The organism is Mycobacterium sp. D16Q13 (genome assembly GCF_002013375.1).
Taxonomy (GTDB): Bacteria; Actinomycetota; Actinomycetes; order Mycobacteriales; family Mycobacteriaceae; genus Mycobacterium.
On sequence record NZ_MAEW01000012.1, the window covers coordinates 74,437 to 93,116 of the forward strand.

Consider the following 18,680-nt stretch of genomic DNA (forward strand, 5'->3'; position numbering starts at 1 on the left):
GATCGCTATTGAAAAAGTCTAATCGGATTGACGATGTCGGCGGTGATCGTCAACAGCATGTAACCGACAACCACCACCAGGACGAGATAGGTCGCCGGCATCAACTTCATGTAGTTGACGGGCGCGCCCGCGGTGAGGCCACGCGCCGACCGGATCATGTTGCGGATCTTCTCGTAGGTGGCGACCGCGATGTGTCCACCATCAAAAGGCAACAACGGCAACAGGTTGATGGCACCGAGCGCAAAGTTCAGCTGCGCCAACAGTATCCAGAACATGATCCACATGTCGTGCTCTACTGTCTCGCCACCCATGCGGCTCGCGCCGACGATGCTCATCGGAGTGTCCATCGCCCGCTCGCTGCCGGTGATCGAGTCCCAAAGGGCGCCAACCTTAGTGGGGATCTTCCCGATGGCCTTCACGGTTTCGACGGCGACGGTCCCGATGAGGTTTCCGGTGGCGGGAACCGCGGTCAACGGGTTGTAGTGCTTCTGCGGTACATAGGTGCCCAGTGAGGCACCGACGGCACCCACCGAGATGAGCTTGCCTGCCTTCTCGTCCCAGCGCTGCGTCTCGGTGACGGTCACGAGGAGCGATTGCTGCTTGCCGTCGCGGACGATCTCGAAAACCTGCGGACCGCGCAGCTCTCGGATGGCGGTGACCATGTCGCTGGATGTGCTGAGCGGCTTGCCTGCGACGGCGAGCACTTGGTCCCCCTCGCGCAAGCCCCCGAGCGCCGCCGGCCCCTCCCCGGTGCAGGTCGCCATGTCCTTGGGATCGGCGCTCTTTTGCGGTGCCACACAGCTCGTTTGCTTGATCTCGGGATGTGTAGGCGCGTTGTTGTCGGGCAAGCCCCAGAACAGGACGACGCCGTAGAAGACCACGATGCCGATGAGGAAGTTCATGGCCGGTCCGGCGAACAGCACCGCGACCCGCTTCCAGACCTTCTGCTTGTACATGGCACGGTCGGATTCTTCGGGGGTGAGCTGTTCCACCGAGGTCATGCCCGCGATATCGCAGAAGCCGCCCAACGGGACGGCCTTGAAGCCGTATTCGATGACGTCGTTGGCGCCACGGTTACTCTTGCGCTTGGTCGACCACAGCGTCGGACCGAATCCCACGAAGTAGCGGCGCACCTTCATGCCGGTGGCCTGCGCCACCCACATGTGCCCGCACTCATGCAGCGCCACCGACACCAAGATCGCCAGCGCGAATAGTGCGATTCCGATCACGTACGCAGCCATCAGGTTCGATTTTCCTCCGCGGAGATGAGTTGCGCAGCCTGCTGGTCAGCCCAGTTCTGCGCATCAAGTACATCGTCAACGGTAGCGGGTTCCGCAGAGGTTCCCTCCCATTGGCTTGCGGCATCGAGCACATCAGCAATTGTTCGCACGATGGACCTGAATCCGATACGTCCGGCCAGGAAGGCCGCGGCCGCGGTTTCGTTGGCGGCGTTGTAGACGGCGGTCATGCATCCCCCCGCTTCTCCGGCACTCCGGGCCAAATCGACGGCGGGAAAAACCTGGGCATCCAGCGGCTCGAACTCCCAGGTAGAGGCGGTGCTGAAGTCGCAGGCCATAGCTGCGGCGGCTACCCGGTCCGGCCATCCCAGTGCCAGGGCGATGGGCAGTTTCATATCGGGCGGGCTGGCCTGTGCCAGCGTCGACCCATCGGTGAACGTCACCATCGAGTGCACGATCGACTGCGGATGCACGACCACCCCGATCTGCCGGTACGGCACACCGAACAGCAGGTGCGTCTCAATGAGCTCGAGCCCCTTATTGACCAGGGAGGCCGAATTGAGGGTGTTCATCGGTCCCATCGACCAGGTGGGATGCGCACCGGCCTGTTCGGGGGTGACGTCCTGGAGCTGCGGCGCCGTCCAGCCTCGAAACGGCCCGCCCGACGCGGTCAGGATCAGCTGCGCCACCTCACCGCGCGTGCCGCCGCGCAGACATTGCGCGAGCGCGGAATGTTCGGAGTCGACGGGGACGATCTGGCCGGGGGCGGCAGCCTTGGTGACGAGCGGCCCTCCGGCCACCAGGGACTCCTTGTTGGCCAGTGCCAGTCGTGCCCCCGTCTTCAGCGCGGCCAGGGTGGGACGCAGACCCAGGGCGCCGACGAGCGCATTGAGCACCACGTCGGCCTCGGTGTTCTCCACCAGCTCGGTAACGGCACCGGGCCCGCTGAGTACGGGTATGTCGAGCCGTTCAGCGGCACTCTCGTCCGCCACCGCGACGTTGGTGATCCCGGTGTCGGCGATCTGTTGCCGCAGCAGGTCGATGTTCCCGCCACCGGCCGCCAGGCCGACCACCTCGAAGCGATCGGGGTTGGCGGCGATGACCTCGAGCGCCTGGGTCCCGATGGACCCGGTGCTGCCGAGCAGCAGCACCCGACTGACCTCTGAACTACGTGTCACCTAGATATTGTGCGGCCTGCGCTAGCCCGAGACTCCCACCGGACGGTGCAGTTCGACGTCACCGGAGGCCGAACGCACCTTCACGAGGAACTTCTCGTCCCCCGCCAACGGTCCGTCCACCGAGTCCAGCGAGTTGGTGACGACGCCGCTGGCGGTGTCGATCTGCAGCCGGGCCGCGGTGCCCGTCGCGATACCGATGGAGGTATCGCCGCTGGCGGTGTCGAAGATCAGTCCGCCGACGACCGCCGATCCGATGGTCACCGATCCCGAGGACGAGGCGGCCTTGATATTGCCGCGCAGTTCCTTCACGGCGAGCTCTCCCCGAGCGGTGTTGAAGCCGGCATCGCCGGTGAGCTCACGGATCGATACCCCGCCCGACGCGGTATTGATGCGGGCGTCCCCGGTGATGGTGTCGATCAACAAATCACCACTGGCCGACTGAAATTGCACATCGCCGAACGCGCCGTCGGCGCGCACTTCGGCCGAGGCCACCGCGATGTCCAGCATTGACTGGCTGGGCAGCTCGATGATGACGTCGATGGTGCCGGTGCGGAAGGTCAGCCCCTGCGAAGAAAGCACAGTCAACACCCCCTTGGAGAAGACGACCTTGGTGCGCTCGGCGGTCTTGACGTCCAGCGCCTTGCCTGCATCACGTGGCCGGACGTCCACCACGGTATTGGTGCGCTGGCTCGCGACGATCTGAAGTGTCCCGCGGGCAAGTTCAACCTTGGCGGCGATGGGGTCATGCGTTTCAAATTCCGGCAGAGCAGTCATGGTGTTCCCTTTCCTGTGTTAGCGGACCCAGCCGCTGATGGTGCGACCGGTACTGAATGTTGTTGAACTGGAGGGCTTTTTGGCCGCAGTGGCCGCGGCACGCACCAGCCAGGCGTTGAGCGAGATCCCCTCGTTCCCGGCGGCGGCCTCGACAATGGCGCGCAGGCTTTCCGGGAGTCGCAGCGTCACTCGCCAGGTGCCGGCGCTCTCGTCGATCGCGACGGCGGGTTCAGCCTCCTGTTGATCCACCGGCCGGCTCACCACGAACTCCGGCTCGCGGCCACGCAACCGCAGATCGACGGACGCAGGTGCGAGCTCTCGGGTGATCTGCTCGGCCGCCGCCGACAGCGCGTCCAGCAGGGCCAGCCGGAACGCCGATTCCAACGGAGCGGTCAATCGATCCGCGAGCTCCTCCGCCTCCGGCCCTCCGGCTCGAGCGGCCACCGCGAGTTCCTGACGCACCGCGTCGACATACGGTTGCAAATCCATGGTGTCATGGTGACACCATTTCAGTGTCATATCAAGTGTCACTTCCCGAGACTTCCCGCCGGGCAGGGGTGCCGCCTTCACCCGGGAGCGGGTGGGCGTGGCAGACTATGGGCTGTAGTAGACGTCTGAGATTGGAGGGCTGGCGGTGGCCACGACTGAGGTTGTCAAGCACGACGGAGTCGACGTCGAGGACGTGCCGTCCGCAGCGTTCGGGCGCGGGCTCTCGGGCCAGAACCCCCGGATCTTCCACATCCTCGGCCTTGCCATCGTGGCCTTCTTACTGCTGCTACTTAAGGGCAATCACGTCGGCAAGGTTGAGGACATCTTCTGTGTCGGTTTCGCCATCATCGTCCTGGCCTTCACCGTGAACGACTACCTCGGCCGCCGTTCCGGCCGCATCCGCTAGCTAACGCTCGGACGCCGCCAGTTGGCCGCATGCCGCGGCAATCTCCCGGCCCCGGGTATCACGCACCGTGCAGGAGACTCCCTGCTCGCGTACGCGTCGCACAAACTCCCGCTCGACAGGCTTTGGGCTGGCGTCCCATTGGCTGCCCGGCGTCGGGTTCAGCGGAATCAGATTGACATGAACTAACTGGCCCAAGGCTTTTCGCAGCTTCTTGCCAAGTAGGTCGGCACGCCAGGGCTGGTCGTTCACATCGCGGATGAGCGCGTATTCGATGGACACTCGCCGGCCGGTGACATCGGCGTAGTAGCGCGCGGCATCGAGCACCTCACCGATCGCCCACCGGGTGTTGACCGGCACCAGGGTGTCGCGCAGCTCGTCATCCGGGCAGTGCAGCGAAACCGCGAGTGTGACCCCCAACCCCTCGTCGGCAAGTTTGCGAATGGCCGGCGCCAGCCCCACGGTTGACACCGTGACACCGCGCTGCGATATGCCGAATCCCTCGGGGGGCGGCGCAGTGATCTTGCGCAGCACCGTGAGCACCCGGTTGTAGTTCGCCAAGGGCTCACCCATACCCATGAAGACGATGTTCGACAGCCGGCCGGGCCCGCCCGGCAGCTCGCCGTCGCGCAATGCTGCCGCAGCGTCACGCACCTGTTCCAGAATCTCGGCGGCCGACAGGTTGCGCGTCAATCCGCCCTGACCGGTGGCACAGAACGGGCAGGCCATACCGCACCCGGCCTGAGAGGAGATACACAGCGTGTTGCGGTCGGAGTAGCGCATGAGCACTGACTCGACGGTGCTGCCGTCGTGTAAGCGCCACAAGGTCTTTCGGGTGTCGCCGGAATCGCAGGCCACCTGGCGCAGCGGGTTGAGCAGTCGGGGAAACAGTGCCTCACCCACACCATCGCGCGCACCCGCAGGCAGGTCCGTCATCGCCGCGGGATCGCCCACCAGCCGTCCGTAGTACTGGTTCGCGAGCTGCTTGGCGCGAAACGCCGGAAGCCCCAGGGCCAACACAGCGTCACGACAATCGGCGGCGGTCATATCGGCCAGGTGACGCGGCGGCATGGCCCGACGCGGAGCGTCGAACACCAGAGGCAGGGATCCTTTGTCGGCAGACATAACCGACTCAGTATCCCAGGCCCGCGCTAGTTCCCCGAACTAGAACGTGCCCGCACATGCATGCGCTCCCCCTGCGGGCCGAAAATATGCAACACCTCGACGGGCTTATCGGTCGGATTGCCGAACCAATGCGGGATGTGCGTATCGAACTCGGCGGCCTCACCGGCAGGCAGGATCAGGTCCAGCTCGCCGAGCAACAGGCGGACCTTCCCGGACAGCACATACATCCACTCGTAGCCGTCGTGAACCTTCAGGTTGGGCTCCCCCTTCGGCGAACGCGGCGGGATGATCTGCTTGTAGCACTGCACCCCGCCGGGCCGGCGTGTCAGCGGCAGGTACACCGATCCGTGTCGGGTGAACGGTTTGGGGTGGATGCGCGGATCCCCCGTGGCGGGCGCGTTCACCAGCTCGTCGAGCGGCACCTGGTGCGCCTCGGCAAGGAGCAGAAGAAGCTCCAGGGTGGGTCGGCGCTGACCGGACTCCAGACGAGACAACGTGCTTTCGGAGATACCCGTCGTCTCGGACAACTGCGCCAGAGTGACCTGACGGTGCAGGCGCAAGGCCCGCAGCCGCGGCCCCAGGGCATCGAGCACGGCCTCCAACCGCTGATTCTGATCGTCCACACCGACCATAGTGACAACGAAATTGCCGCTTTGGCAAGAAAGCTTGCGCTTTTCGCAGATTCGCCCCAATAGTGGTGCCATGAAGACACTCTGGGATGTAGCCATCATCGGTGGCGGTGCCGCGGGCCTGTCGGCGGCCATCACTCTCGCCCGGTCGCGGCGGTCGGTCGTCGTGATCGACGATCACCACCCGCGTAACGCGCCAGCGGATCGGGTTCACAACTACCTCGGACGCGAGTCGACACCCCCGGCCGAGCTGTTCAGCATCGGGCGCGGTGAAGCCGAGCAATACGGCGCGACCTTCCGCGACGCACGCGTCACCTCGGTATCCCACGCGGACAACCATTTCGACGTGGCAGTGGATTTACCGGACAACACGACCTCGACGGTCCACGCCCGCCGGGTCCTGGTGGCCACGGGAGCGGTGGATGAACTGCCCGACGTCGAGGGACTGGCGGAGCGCTGGGGCCGCGACGTCCTGCACTGTGCTTACTGCCACGGCTGGGAGGTGCGCGATCGCGCCATCGTCGTACTGGGCACCGGCCCCCTGGCGGTGCACCACGCCCTCATCTTCCGCCAGCTCAGCGATAACGTCGTGCTACTGCGGCACAACGATTTTCCACTTTCGCCTGACGACGCCGCGCAGCTGGCCCGCCGGGACATCGGCGTCGTGGACGGACCGGTGACACGGCTGCGGATCACCGACGACGCACTCACCGGGGTAGAGCTGGAAACCGGAGCCACGGTTCCATGTGAGGCGCTAGTCGTCGCGACGATGGTGTCGGCACGCATCGACATGCTTGCGCCGACAGGGCTGACGGCGCAGGAGATGCGACTCGGAAACCACCTGTTGGGGACGTATCTGCCGGTCACCAGGGGTGCCACCACTGTGCCGGGAATCTACGCCGCCGGGAACGTCACCGACATCAAGGCGCAAGTCATCACCTCGGCTGCGGCCGGAACCGAGGTCGCCGCAACCATCAACGCCGACCTCGCGGTCGCCGACGCCCAGGAGTTACAACATGTGTGATCACCACAATCCGCCGTCCGACGAGAAATCGTGGGATGAGTTCTACCGGTCGCACGACGCGTTATGGAGTGGCAATGCCAACCCACAACTGGTACAAGAGATTTCGACCTTGCCGCCACGTACCGCGCTGGATGCCGGCTGCGGCGAGGGCGGTGACGCGATCTGGCTCGCCCAGAAGGGTTGGCAGGTCACCGGAATGGATTTCGCGGAGACCGCCTTGCGCCGCGCCGCCGACAATGCCACCCGGGCAGACCCCGAACTTGCCACCAGGATCACCTGGATGCAAGCCGACCTGACCACATGGCAGCCGAGTCGTCGATTTGATTTGGTGACATCACATTTCATGCACCTGCCGACAAAGCTTCGTGAGCCGGTGTTCACGGCGCTGGCCGCAGCAGTGGCCCCGGGGGGAACCTTGTTGATTGTCGGGCACCATCCCTCGGACATGCAGGCGGCGATCGGGCGGCCGGACCTGCCCGACTGGTATTTCACCGCGGAGGACATCGCCGACGCCCTCGACCCGGACCAGTGGAATGTCCTTGTCGCCGAGTCACGCAATCGCACCTTCACGCGGGACGACGAAGAGTTCGATATCGCCGATACGGTGCTGCGTGCTGAGCGTAAGCCAGCCGGGTAACAACCTAGGCGATAGCCGCGGATTCTCCCGAAAGAGCCTCGCGCGCAGCACCTTCCACGGCTGAAAACACGGCGGGGTCGAGCCCGCGGCGGCCGACGACCGAGAGTGTCGCCAGGTTCGCCGCGGGCATGGCCTCCACCGGAGCGATGCCGTCGGGCAGCCACCCGATGATGGGCAGCAACGCCATCCCCAGACCCGACCGCAGACCCGCGTACAGCCCCGACAAATCCGGTGATTCGCCGACAATCTGGTACGGACGGCCCAGAGTGTGCAGCGCACTGAACATGGGGGCGCGCAAGGTACAGGGTTCGGTGAAGGTCATGACCGGCAAGGGCTCAGCGGAACTCGCCTTGTAGCCACGCGCCGCCACCCACTGCAAGCGCACCGTGCCCACCGCATTGGCACGATCCAGGCCTGACCCATCGAGAATGACGGCCAGGTCCATACTTCCCCGGTCGACGGATTCGGCGAGGTAGACGTTGCGGTCGAACCGCACACGCACCGACCAGTCCGGGAGGTGACTACGCAGTGCCGTGGTGATGCTCGGCAGTATCAGGTCCGCGCCATGCTCGGTGACCCCGAGAATCACCGTGCGCTCCTGACCGGCTATTAGATCGTCTACCGCGGCATCGTGCGCGGCGAGGATGCGGCGGGCATGCGCCAGCAGCTGCGCGCCCTTATCGGTGAACACCACACCGCGCCCCGAGCGCCGGACCACCGGCTCGCCGACCGCGGTCTCCAGCTTGCGTACATGTTGGCTCACCGCGGATTGGGTCAGATGCAGCACGGCCGCGGCCCGATGGAATCCCCCGCAATCGGCGACCGCGACCAGCGACCGCAGCGGCGCGATATCGAGTGTCGAACTCGCCATGTCGCCACCGTAGTCCGATCACAATATTTGATCAATATTTCCTCGTCCACGCGTCTAGCATCAGCCTGGCAGGCACGTTGAATATCAATCGATCACAATTGCTGATTGATTCTGATCAGCAATTATCGTTGGACATCAGCCGTCCGGACCGGCGACGATGGCTGCCATGCAGAAGATGCCGGCGTCCTACGCGGTCGCACTGACGTTTCTGTACGCGCTCGGGTACCCGATTGGCGCGCTCTCCGTATCGGCCATGACGCCCATGCTGGTCCTGGTGGCCCGGTTCGCCCTCGCCGGAGCAATCCTTGCCACCTGGGCGTTCTTCGCGAAGGTCGCCTGGCCGACGGGCCGCAAGCTCGGCCACGTCATCGTCGCCGGGCTGCTGATGCAGGCCGTGCAGTTCTGCGCGCTGTACGAAGCGCTCGAGCACGGGGCTCCTGCCGTCCTCGGCGCCGTCGTCATCTCCATGAATCCGGTGGTCACCGCCGTGTTGGCCGCCCTGTTCCTGAGTGAACGCCTCAATGGCTGGCGGATTGTTGCCCTGGGCCTGGGAGTGCTGGCCGTATTGGCCGCATGTGCCCGTCGACTGCTCGCCACGGGCGGTATCGACACCGTGCTGGTGCTGCTTCTGGTCGCGTTGTTGGGCCTGGCCGCCGGCGGGGTGTATCAGCAGCGCTTCTGTGCCGACGTCGACTTCCGGGTCAACAGTGCCATCCAGAATCTGGCCGGCCTCCTGCCCGCTGGGGCGCTGGCATTACTGACACCCAGTGCCGTGCACGACCCCTGGAAGGCCGCGGGAGCTGTCGCGGCGGTGGTGCTGTTCAACGCCACCCTGTGCACCTCGCTCTATGTTCGGTCGGTCAGCAAGTTCGGTGCGGCCGCGGTGGCCATGCTGTTCTGTGTCATTCCCGCGGTGGCGGGACTGTTGTCCTGGATCCTGCTGGGCCAGCGGGTGGATATCGGAATGGGAATCGGCCTGGTGATCGGCGCACTCGCCTGCTGGCTGAACGCGCGGGCAAGCCGGCCATCCAAGGCTCACGGGAACCCCGCAATCGAGGCGGCAGCCGCCGCGCCTACCCGTCAGCCGGTGGTGGCCAGCTAGCCTGGCTGCATGCGTGCCCTGTTACTCGGTGGTCTGACCATGCTGGGAGCACTGCTCCTTGTCACCGGATGCTCGAAGGGGGCATCGGTCTCGCCGACCACGCCCTCATCCAGTACGCCGCCATCAAGCAGCATCACAAGCAAGGCCCCCACCTCGACCACTACGACGACTCCCATCGAACTACCCGAGCCCGTCGCGGGTGCGCCGTATGACGCAGTGGCGCAGTGGATTTCCAAGGGAGCGCCGGTGGATGTCGCCAACTTCCACTCGGCCACCAGCCAGGACGGGCAAAAGACCGATCTCGGTGACAACGTCGCGTTCAGGACTCCGTCGGGCAAAACACGATGCATGACGAGCAATATCGAGTCGGATACGCTGTCCTGCCTGGTCAATCTCACAAATCCGCCGAAAAGGCCCGCCGGCACCGAGGGCAACTGGGTCGGCGGATGGACAGATTTCAATGGCCACCAGGTCACGGTGGGTGGATTGCATGGCGATCCCGGCCCCTTCCAAAGTGGCGACGGAAACCCACTCGACTACGGCGGCCGCCTGACATTCGGAGACTTCGGTTGCCGCAGCGAGACTTCCGGATTGTTCTGCGCGAACACCAAGACAAAGTCCGCCATTCGGATCAGCGACGCCGGAATCGAACCATTCGGCTGCCTGAAAGAGACCACCCCCGCCGACGGCAGTGGCCGGGAATTCAGCTGCTAGTCCAGTACGCGGGCTAGATACTCCGCACCGCGCGGCGAGAGCCGATAGCCGACGGGCAGACTCAGGGTCAGACCCAAGTTCTTGAGCTTGCGCACGTGCACCTTGAAGGTAGCCAAATCGGGCCAACGCGAGCAGGATTCGAGGTCTTTGGCCCGCACCTCCGGACGTCGGGCTATCTCGCGCAGCACCTCGCGGGTCCAGGGCCCCGCCGTGGCGCTACGGTCCATCCGATCCAGTCTCGCGTCGATGTGGGCGACATCGTCGGCCGAGAGCGTCGCCGATGATGCCAGCGCCGCACGTGGATCGGCCATCGCAATCTTGCGAAATGCCAAGCGGTACAGCGGGTCGGCTCCGCTCGCACCGATATCGCTTCGCGCCAGCGCGGCCGAGGGGTACCCCGCCAACAACGCGTCGGCATCGTCGATATCGCGTGCGGTGATCTCGTCGACGGCATCGACCTCGATGAAGTCGAATTCGGTCATGGAGCGAATGCGGTCCGAACCGACACGGTAGCGACCGCCCACCTTGACCTGCGGGCGCTTCCAGCGCCGGTACGCAACCGAGATGGTGCCGTCATGGATTCCGGCCCGCAGCCGCGGCTCGAACAGCATTAGACGCCCAGGTGAGAACCGTAGAGCTCTTCGAGCGCTCGCCAGTGACGCTCGGCCGCCGCTTTGTCGTAGGTGGCGTTGTCGGTGACCGCGAACCCGTGTTTGGCGGGATACGTCTCGATGGTGTGCCGCACCCCGGCATCGGTCAGCACCTGTGCCAGCAGCTGGTCTTGCTCGGGCGGGAAGGACGCGTCGTGCTCCGCGGCGGCCACCAGCACGACGCCAGTGATCCTGTCGGCGACGTGGTGTGGACTGTTGGGGTCGTCGGCGTTGGCGAGATTGCCGCCGTGGAATGACGCGACCGCACCCACCCTGGACGCGTGAGTCGCCGCCACCCGCAACGAGATCCGTCCTCCCATGCAGTAGCCCGTCAGGCCCACCGTGTCACCCGTCACCTCGGGCTGCTGAGCGAGGAACTCCAGAAAGGCGCCCGCATCGGCATCGATCCGGGCGGGGGTTAGCGTCCCCATCGTCGCGAAGAGACGGCCACGCTCTTCCGGGTCTCCAAATGCCGTCGCCAGATCGAATGCTTTCCAATCGCCTTCGCGGTAGTAGACATCGGGCACCAGTGCCACGTATCCGAGCGCCGCGAGCCGGTCCCCCATCTCCCGCATGACCTCACGGGCACCACCCGCGTCGGGATAGACGATGACGGCGGATCCGGGCTTGTCCGGAACGTGCAGCGTTGCAGGGCATTGCCCGTCGGGCGTGCGGATCTGAACATCGCGGCGAGACATGTTTCCATCAAACCAGCCACCAGGCTGAGCAGCTAGTGCACTGGTATCTTGGGCCTCACTATCTGTCAATGACCAGGGGGAATCTGATGGCCTTCGCCAGTACGCTGTCCACATCGTGGCAAATTTTCAAAACGTCCGCGAAGGTGCTCAGCTCCCGCAAGGAACTCGTGGTTTTCCCGATTCTGTCCGGGCTCACCGCATTGCTCGTGCTGATCGGGATGGTGGCCCTCGGCGTCCTGCTCCTGCCCGCGACGACCGGAGATTCGGTGCCGCCGCTCTTTTACCCAGTCTTCGCCATCGGGTACTTCGTGCTGATGTACGTCACGACCTTCTGGCAAGCGGCGCTCATTTCGCAGGCGAATATCGCGTTGGAGGGCGGAGACCCGAGTGTCGCCGCGGGTATCTCGACGGCAGCCCAGCATGGCGGTCGTCTGCTGCCCTGGGTTCTCATCACCGGTGTCGTCTCCTGGATCATCAGCGCCGTCGAGGAGCGGGTGCCGTTCGTCGGGCGATTGCTCGACGTCGCGTGGCGCGTGGTCTCTTTCCAGGTGCTGCCCACGATCGTGCTGGAGAACCGCGGCGCCATCGACGCCATCAAGAAGACCAAGGAAACCCTTAAGCACGCCTGGGGCCAGAACGTCGTCGGCATCGTGGGACTGAGCTTTTTCACCGCCATGTTGACGCTTCCCGGAGTCGGATTGATCTACCTGGGCATCGCGGCGAATGTGAGTGCCGTGACTGGCGTGTTCGCAGCACTCGGTGTGCTGTGGATCCTGGCGGCGTCCATCATCGGCGCCGCGCTCACCGGGATTTTCCAGACCGCCCTGTACCGGTTCACGGTTGACGGCCAGGTGCCCGGACCGTTCGCCGGGGTGGACCTGCGCCAGGCGCTCAAAACGCGCTAAACGTCGTTACGCAGCGTCGGCGTCATCCTCAGCTTCCCGTGGCGCGTGTCACGCTCCCTTACACCTCACGCGTCACACTGATAACTTGTGTAACACAGGTAACGAATTATCAGGGGACTTGGTGGCTTCATCCAACGCTCTGTCGACATCGTGGGACATATTCAGAACGTCAATACATCTGCCGCGCCGCCATAAAACCCTCGTACTGTTCCCCGCCGCGGCCGCCGTCACCGTCACCCTGTTCGTCCTGGTCCTGATAGCTCTGGGCCTCCTGCTACCGCCGAATATCGACAAGACCGCGCCGCAGTTCGTCCGTGCCGCCTTGGCCGTCGACTACGCCATCCTCATGTACCTCATGTTGTTCTGGCTCACTGCTCTCGTCGCGCAGGCGAACGACGCGCTAGAGGGTGAAGCGCCGAGCTTCGCCCGCGGTGTGGCTGCCGCGCGCCACTACCGCACCCGGCTGCTGCCCTGGGTGCTCATCGACACCACCGTCACGTGGGGTCTTGGCATCATCGACGAGAAGCTGCTGTACGTCGGTAGCCTCGTCCACGTCCTGTTCATCGGACGGTTCTTGGACCTGATGTGGCGCGCCGTCTCGTTTCAGGTGCTGCCGACAATGGTCCTCAAGGACGTCGGCGCCATAGAGGCCACCAAAGACTGCACGAGGACGCTGCGGCGCATGCTGTCCAAGAACATCCTTGCCCAGCTCGCCCTGCGACTCTTCATCCTGATGCTGGTGTTGCCCGGAGTGGGCATGCTCTTCGCGGCCGCTGCGGTGGGACATGGAGTGCTGTCCGGGGTACTCGGGCTGTGCGGAGGGTTATGGATCGCGATGGCAGTGCTTTACGGGGCAACCGTCAGCGGCATCTATCAAACGGAGCTCTACCGACGTGCCCGCTCGGGCTAGATAAAGAGAGTCAACACAATCCAGGTGGCGACGGCCGAGGGCAGCAGCGAATCGAGCCGATCCATGATGCCGCCATGGCCCGGCAGCAGTGTGCCCATGTCCTTGATACCCAAGTCGCGCTTGACCTGGGACTCCACCAAGTCGCCGAGCGTTCCGGTGATGACGAGCATGATGCCCAGGGCGACACCGACGAACGGGTGATGTCCGAGCAGGAACGTCACCGCAAGGGTCGACGCGATCGTCCCCACCAGCAGTGAGCCCGCCAAGCCCTCCCAAGATTTCTTGGGGCTGATCGCGGGCGCCATCGGATGCTTGCCGAACAAGACGCCCGCCGCGTAACCGCCGATATCGGAGAAAGTGACACCGAGCATCAGGCAGAACACCTGCTCCGCACCGTTTTCTGGGTAGACCAGCAGCGCGCCGAATGACGCGAACAGCGGGATCCATGCGGCGACGAACACCGTGATGGCGACATCGCGCAGATAGTTGACCGGCTGCTGATTCAAGCCGTGTCCAACGAGACGCCAGATCATGCAGACCACGACGGTTGCGCCAAACGCTCCCAGTGCACCGGCCGTGCCCCACGGCCACGTCAGCCAGATCATCGCCTGCCCGCCGAAGAACAGCGGGATGAACGGCACCGAGATATCGGCCTGGCGTAGCCGCTTGGTCACCTCCCACATCGCGATCCCGAGGAAGACCGAGATGATCCCGACCCAGATCTCCTTCTGGTACAGGAGCGAGAAAATGATCATGGCGGCGAGGACAACGCCAACGCCGATGGCAGCCGGCAGGTTGCGTCCGGCTCGGGACTTCGCCCCGGAAGGGGGCGCAGGGCTGTTGCCGGGGGCCGGAGCCGCGTCGGTATCTCCCATGGTCGTCATTACCGGGGGCCCTAGACCTCCAGTAACTCGCCTTCTTTGTGCTTCACCAACTCGTCGATCTGGGTCACGTACTGGGACGTGGTCTTGTCCAGATCCTTTTCCGCGCGGCCTACTTCGTCCTCGCCGGCCTCGCCGTCCTTCTTGATCCGGTTGAGCTCGTCATTGGCCTTACGCCGGATACTGCGCAGGGTCACCTTGGCGTCCTCGCCCTTGCCCTTGGCCTGCTTGACGAGCTCGCGGCGGCGTTCCTCGGTGAGCTGCGGGACAGCAACGCGAATGATGCTGCCGTCATTGCTGGGGTTCAGACCCAGGTCCGAATTGCGGATCGCCTCCTCGATGGCCTTGAGCTGATTGGCCTCGTAGGGCTTGATGACCACCAGGCGGGCCTCGGGCACATTGATGCCGGCGACCTGCGTGATCGGCGTGATCGTGCCGTAGTAGTCGATGACTACCCGCTGGAACATGCTCGGATTGGCACGCCCGGTGCGAATCGTCGCGAAGTCATCGCGGGCGACCGCCACGGCCTTTTCCATCTTCTCCTCGGCATCGAGAAGAACCTCGTCAATCACGATTGATCTCCCATCGGGTTTGATGATCTTCGCGCAAGCGGCTCATCATGGTGTTACCAGCGTTCCGATCTTCTCACCTGCGACCGCCCTGGCGATATTGCCTTCGGTAAGCAGGTTGAACACCAGGATCGGCATCCGGTTGTCCATACACAGGCTGAACGCGGTGGCATCGGCGACCTGCAGGCCACGGTCGATGACCTCGCGATGCGTGATCTCCGGCAGGAATTCGGCATCGGGATTAGCGCGTGGATCATCGGTGAAGATGCCGTCGACCGCCTTGGCCATCAGCACCACCTCGGCACCGATCTCCAGGGCGCGCTGCGCTGCGGTGGTATCGGTGGAGAAGTACGGCAGTCCCATACCGGCGCCGAAGATGACGACGCGCCCCTTCTCAAGATGCCTTCTGGCCCGCAGCGGAATGTACGGCTCGGCGACCTGCCCCATGGTGATGGCGGTCTGCACGCGCGTGACAATGCCTTCCTTTTCCAGGAAGTCTTGGAGCGCAAGGCTGTTCATGACAGTGCCGAGCATGCCCATGTAGTCCGAGCGGGTCCGCTCCATACCGCGCTGCTGCAGCTGTGCGCCACGGAAGAAGTTGCCGCCGCCGATCACGACCGCGACCTCGGCACCGCTGCGGACCACCTCAGCAATCTGGCTGGCCACCCGGTGGACCACATCCGGGTCAAGACCGACGGCTCCCCCGCCGAACATCTCGCCGCCGAGCTTGAGCAGCACCCGCTTATATCCGGTGCGGCTCACATCGCGAGTCATCACGCCTCCTCGGTACGGGTTCGAAAGCCGGTGCGCAAAGCACAGCCATCGGGCCCGCTGCTTCCGCTCTTCACGCAAGCGGCTCATCGGAAGGCCGCGACGGCGGTGTCCATCCTGCCCTATTGGGCGACGCTCGTTGGCACGACCCGGCGAACCGAGCCCGGGTCGGCTGTGGTTTCGGTGAGGCCGACGAGCGCCTGCGGCAATGGCGCCACGTGCAGCACGCCGAGACGCTGGGTGGCGCGGGTGAGCGCCACATAGAGCTCGGCCGCACCTCGTGGGCCAGTGGCCATGATCCGTTCCGGCGCCACCACCAGGACGGCGTCGAACTCCAGCCCCTTGGTCTCCGAGGCGGGCACCGTACCCGGCACGCCCGGCGGCCCGATCACCACACTCGTGCCCTCTCGAGACTCCTCGTCATGGGTGAATTCCTCAATGGCTTTTGGCAATTCATCCTCGGCGAGATGTCTGGACCAGGGCAGGACGCCACAGGAACGAACGGACTCGGGCGGCTGGGTACCCGGCGCGAACTCGGCCAGCAGCGCCGAGGCGACGGCCATGATCTCAGCAGGAGTGCGATAGTTCACCGACAACGGCCGGTACAACCAACGCCCCGGTACGTATGGCGCCAGGATCGCGTCCCAGGAGGTCGCCCCGGCCACCGATCGGCGCTGGGCAAGATCTCCGACCACCGTGAACGAACGACTCGGGCAGCGGCGCATCAGCACGCGCCAGTCCATTTCGGACAGTTCCTGCGCCTCATCGATCACGATGTGCCCGTATGTCCAGTCGCGGTCGGCCGACGCACGTTCGACGAGGTCGCGAGTGTCGCGTTCGGTGAAGCGTTCCGCCAGGTCCTCGGCACCGAGCAGATCGGTGGCGAAGAGGTGGTCCTCGTCGTCCATCATGTCCTCGCGGCCGGTCATCATGTCCAGCACACCGGAGGCGTACTCGGCCTCGGCCCTGCGTTCACGCTCGGCGGCCTCTTCCGCCGCCTTGTCGGGGCCCACCAGATCGATCAGCTCGTCCAGCAGGGGTACGTCTGAGACCGTCCAGGCATCGCCGACAGCGCGTGCCAGCGCCGGATCACCACCGGCGGCGCGCAGCCGCTCTGGTGAGGCGTACAGCTCCGACAACAGCGTCTCGGGTGTCAGCGTCGGCCACAGCTCCTCGAGCGCAGCGGCGAATCCCTCGTGATCCCCGAGTTCGTCCAGCAGCTCCGCACGCAGGTGCTCCCAGGCCTTGCGGTCCTCACGGGTGAGCCACCCCTTGCCGATGCGCGGGATCGCCCGTTCCGTGAGCGCCCACGTCAGGACGTCGGTGAAGACGGCCCGCGCCTCGTTGTGCGGGAGCTTGCTCGCGCGCGCCTCATCGATGGCCCACTGCGCGATATCGGCATCGATGCGCACCGAGACATCGGTGAGCTGGATCCGCAGTGGCTCCACGGGAGTCCGCTGCCGATCCGCGACCGCCGCCGCGAGCACGTCGAGAATCTGCAACGAGCCCTTGAGCCGCGCCGCATCCGCTCCATCCTCTGCCGTGACCTTAAGACCCGGCAACAGCTCTCCCGCCGTCGTGAACACCACATTGGTCTCGCCCAGCGACGGCAGCACCCGTGAAATATGGCTCAGGAAGGCAGCATTCGGGCCCACAACCAACACGCCGTGGCGTTCCATCCGCTGGCGCTGGGTATACAGCAGGTAGGCAACGCGGTGCAGGGCCACAACGGTCTTGCCCGTGCCGGGCCCGCCCTCGATGACCAGCACGCCGGGATGATCAAGCCGGATGATCCGGTCTTGTTCGGCCTGAATGGTCGCCACGATGTCGCGCATCCCGTTGCCGCGTGGCGCGTTGACGGCAGCGAGCAGCGCCGCGTCACTCATGCTCCCGCGTTCACCGTCGTGGTCTTCACCGTCCGGCCGCCCGAGGAGCTCGTCCGCGAAGGCATCCACGTGACGTCCCCGAGTCCGGAATTGACGTCGCCGGCGGGTGTTTTCCGGGTTGGCGCCGGTGGCGGTGTAGAACGCCTGCGCCGCCGGAGCCCGCCAATCGATCAGCAGCGGTTCATAGTCGTTCGTCTTGTCGAGAAGGCCAATGCGCCCGACGTAGGAGTGCTCCCCCGTGAGGGCGTCCAACCGGCCGAAGCACAGCCCGTCATCGGCGACGTCCAAGCGTTGTGCCTGCCGGGCCAGTGCGCGCACCTCGTCATCGCGCTCGACCATCGCGGCGCCGTTCTGCTGATCGACCGGCTCGCGCAGGGCACTGCGGTATCGCCCCCTGACGCGGGCACGTTCGGCGTCCAGCCGCTCGTAGAGTCCGGCGATGTACTCCCGCTCGGATTCCAGTTCTTCTTCGTATGTCGTCAACCGGATGTTCCCCGTTTTCGTTCTCGTTCATGGCATCTGACATTCAGTCTGTGATATCCAGCCTGCGATTGTGCGGTATGACCGGGGTCTTGCCGCAAGCCCCCCTGTCCGATATATGTTGAAAGGGGCGGGTTATTCATATCGAGTCGGCGGCCGCCATCGTCCGCAGCTCTTTTCTCCAGCTCCACAGGCCGACCGCGGCCATGACGGTCAGGAAGGCGTAGAAGCCCGCGGTGAGATTGAGGCCCTTGAACAGATAGACACCCACGGAAAACGAGTCGGTGACGATCCACAAGGCCCAATTCTCTATCCATTTTCGGTTCATCATGAATTGGGATACGACACTGAGCCCAGTGATTGCCGAATCAAGCTGAGGGGCATTGGAATCGGTAAAGGTGATCAGGAATACATAGAGTCCTGCCACCAAGGCCACCAGCGACACCGCCAACGGCAGCCACGCCCACGACGGCGTCCGCCGCACTACTGCCCCGTGCCGTCCCTGGCTCCGCCTCCCCCACAGGTACCAACCCTGCACGGCTAGCGCGATAAACATGATCTGCAGGGCAGCATCGGCGTACAGGGTCTGCCGCGCGAAGACCACGATGTAGAACAGCGAGCTGACGATCGCCACCGGAAAGGTCCAAATATTTTGCCGGACAGCAAGGATGACGAATAGCACACCGGCCATGCTGCCGATTAGCTCAGTCCAGTCCACGGCAACAGGCTAGCCGAGCACCAGTAAG

The 18,680-nt window shown here is 64.7% G+C and carries 21 protein-coding genes; 7 read left to right on the forward strand and 14 right to left on the reverse strand.

The window, feature by feature from the left end; all coding sequences use genetic code 11:
• Window positions 1-5: 5 nt before the first annotated feature.
• From B4400_RS14955 to B4400_RS14970, 4 genes are read right to left on the reverse strand one after another with little or no spacing between them, the layout of a single operon-like run.
• Window positions 6-1,241, reverse strand: coding sequence for a M50 family metallopeptidase (locus tag B4400_RS14955; RefSeq protein ID WP_078287587.1), 1,236 nt, complete (start codon window positions 1,239-1,241; stop codon window positions 6-8).
• The gene (gene dxr, locus B4400_RS14960) at window positions 1,241-2,416 is read right to left on the reverse strand and encodes a 1-deoxy-D-xylulose-5-phosphate reductoisomerase (RefSeq protein WP_078311071.1); all 1,176 of its coding nucleotides are present in this window, start codon (window positions 2,414-2,416) and stop codon (window positions 1,241-1,243) included. The genes B4400_RS14955 and dxr overlap by 1 nt, the downstream gene beginning before the upstream one ends.
• Window positions 2,417-2,437: 21 nt before the next feature.
• Window positions 2,438-3,190, reverse strand: coding sequence for a DUF4097 family beta strand repeat-containing protein (locus tag B4400_RS14965; protein ID WP_078311072.1), 753 nt, complete (start codon window positions 3,188-3,190; stop codon window positions 2,438-2,440).
• An 18-nt stretch (window positions 3,191-3,208) separates the two neighbouring features.
• Window positions 3,209-3,679: a toxin-antitoxin system HicB family antitoxin gene (locus B4400_RS14970; protein ID WP_078311073.1), complete on the reverse strand. Its 471-nt coding sequence runs from the start codon at window positions 3,677-3,679 to the stop codon at window positions 3,209-3,211.
• 145 nt (window positions 3,680-3,824) lie between these two features.
• On the opposite strand from B4400_RS14970, the gene B4400_RS14975 reads away from it, so the two are divergent.
• Window positions 3,825-4,085 carry a DUF2631 domain-containing protein gene (locus B4400_RS14975; protein WP_078311074.1) on the forward strand — a complete coding sequence of 87 codons (261 nt, stop codon included), beginning with the start codon at window positions 3,825-3,827 and terminating at the stop codon, window positions 4,083-4,085.
• Here B4400_RS14975 and rlmN read toward each other — a convergent pair whose 3' ends face one another.
• A complete protein-coding gene (gene rlmN / locus B4400_RS14980) occupies window positions 4,086-5,207 on the reverse strand; it encodes a dual-specificity RNA methyltransferase RlmN (protein ID WP_078311075.1) in 1,122 nt (373 codons plus the stop codon).
• Between the two features lie 26 nt (window positions 5,208-5,233).
• A complete protein-coding gene (locus tag B4400_RS14985) occupies window positions 5,234-5,809 on the reverse strand; it encodes a helix-turn-helix domain-containing protein (protein WP_170915019.1) in 576 nt (191 codons plus the stop codon).
• 100 nt (window positions 5,810-5,909) lie between these two features.
• Between B4400_RS14985 and B4400_RS14990 the strand changes: the two genes are divergently transcribed.
• Complete coding sequence (locus B4400_RS14990) at window positions 5,910-6,860, forward strand: NAD(P)/FAD-dependent oxidoreductase (protein WP_078311077.1); 951 nt, start codon at window positions 5,910-5,912, stop codon at window positions 6,858-6,860.
• On the forward strand, window positions 6,853-7,497 hold the full coding sequence (locus B4400_RS14995; RefSeq protein WP_078311078.1) for a class I SAM-dependent methyltransferase: 645 nt from the start codon (window positions 6,853-6,855) through the stop codon (window positions 7,495-7,497). Before B4400_RS14990 ends, B4400_RS14995 begins: the two co-directional genes overlap by 8 nt.
• A 4-nt stretch (window positions 7,498-7,501) precedes the next feature.
• On the opposite strand, the gene B4400_RS15000 is transcribed toward B4400_RS14995, so the two are convergent.
• The gene (locus B4400_RS15000; RefSeq protein WP_078311079.1) at window positions 7,502-8,368 is read right to left on the reverse strand and encodes a LysR family transcriptional regulator; all 867 of its coding nucleotides are present in this window, start codon (window positions 8,366-8,368) and stop codon (window positions 7,502-7,504) included.
• A gap of 157 nt (window positions 8,369-8,525) precedes the next feature.
• On the opposite strand from B4400_RS15000, the gene B4400_RS15005 reads away from it, so the two are divergent.
• Together B4400_RS15005 and B4400_RS15010 are read left to right on the forward strand one after the other, a co-directional pair.
• Window positions 8,526-9,470, forward strand: coding sequence for a DMT family transporter (locus B4400_RS15005; RefSeq protein ID WP_502688404.1), 945 nt, complete (start codon window positions 8,526-8,528; stop codon window positions 9,468-9,470).
• Between the two features lie 9 nt (window positions 9,471-9,479).
• Window positions 9,480-10,184: a hypothetical protein gene (locus B4400_RS15010; protein WP_078311081.1), complete on the forward strand. Its 705-nt coding sequence runs from the start codon at window positions 9,480-9,482 to the stop codon at window positions 10,182-10,184.
• On the opposite strand, the gene B4400_RS15015 is transcribed toward B4400_RS15010, so the two are convergent.
• Together B4400_RS15015 and B4400_RS15020 are read right to left on the reverse strand one after the other, a co-directional pair.
• Complete coding sequence (locus B4400_RS15015) at window positions 10,181-10,795, reverse strand: ASCH domain-containing protein (protein ID WP_078311082.1); 615 nt, start codon at window positions 10,793-10,795, stop codon at window positions 10,181-10,183. The two genes, B4400_RS15010 and B4400_RS15015, sit on opposite strands and share 4 nt — an antisense overlap.
• Window positions 10,795-11,532 (reverse strand): dienelactone hydrolase family protein, encoded by a 738-nt coding sequence (locus B4400_RS15020; RefSeq protein WP_078311083.1) that lies wholly within the window; start codon window positions 11,530-11,532, stop codon window positions 10,795-10,797. Before B4400_RS15020 ends, B4400_RS15015 begins: the two co-directional genes overlap by 1 nt.
• Before the next feature lie 68 nt (window positions 11,533-11,600).
• Here B4400_RS15020 and B4400_RS15025 point away from each other — a divergent pair, with 68 nt between their 5' ends.
• The gene (locus tag B4400_RS15025; protein WP_078311084.1) at window positions 11,601-12,437 is read left to right on the forward strand and encodes a DUF6159 family protein; all 837 of its coding nucleotides are present in this window, start codon (window positions 11,601-11,603) and stop codon (window positions 12,435-12,437) included.
• Between the two features lie 121 nt (window positions 12,438-12,558).
• On the forward strand, window positions 12,559-13,347 hold the full coding sequence (locus B4400_RS15030; protein ID WP_078311085.1) for a DUF6159 family protein: 789 nt from the start codon (window positions 12,559-12,561) through the stop codon (window positions 13,345-13,347).
• Here the strand turns inward: B4400_RS15030 and B4400_RS15035 are convergent.
• The 5 genes from B4400_RS15035 to pnuC form a co-directional block, all read right to left on the reverse strand.
• Entirely contained in the window at window positions 13,344-14,222 is an 879-nt protein-coding gene (locus tag B4400_RS15035; protein ID WP_078311162.1) for a phosphatidate cytidylyltransferase, read from the reverse strand. The two genes, B4400_RS15030 and B4400_RS15035, sit on opposite strands and share 4 nt — an antisense overlap.
• Window positions 14,223-14,242: 20 nt before the next feature.
• Complete coding sequence (gene frr / locus B4400_RS15040; RefSeq protein WP_078311086.1) at window positions 14,243-14,800, reverse strand: ribosome recycling factor; 558 nt, start codon at window positions 14,798-14,800, stop codon at window positions 14,243-14,245.
• A gap of 45 nt (window positions 14,801-14,845) precedes the next feature.
• Window positions 14,846-15,571: a UMP kinase gene (gene pyrH / locus B4400_RS15045; RefSeq protein WP_030094003.1), complete on the reverse strand. Its 726-nt coding sequence runs from the start codon at window positions 15,569-15,571 to the stop codon at window positions 14,846-14,848.
• 119 nt (window positions 15,572-15,690) lie between these two features.
• Complete coding sequence (helR, locus tag B4400_RS15050; RefSeq protein ID WP_078311087.1) at window positions 15,691-17,937, reverse strand: RNA polymerase recycling motor ATPase HelR; 2,247 nt, start codon at window positions 17,935-17,937, stop codon at window positions 15,691-15,693.
• 136 nt (window positions 17,938-18,073) lie between these two features.
• Window positions 18,074-18,652 (reverse strand): nicotinamide riboside transporter PnuC, encoded by a 579-nt coding sequence (gene pnuC, locus B4400_RS15055; RefSeq protein ID WP_078311088.1) that lies wholly within the window; start codon window positions 18,650-18,652, stop codon window positions 18,074-18,076.
• Window positions 18,653-18,680 lie beyond the last annotated feature (28 nt).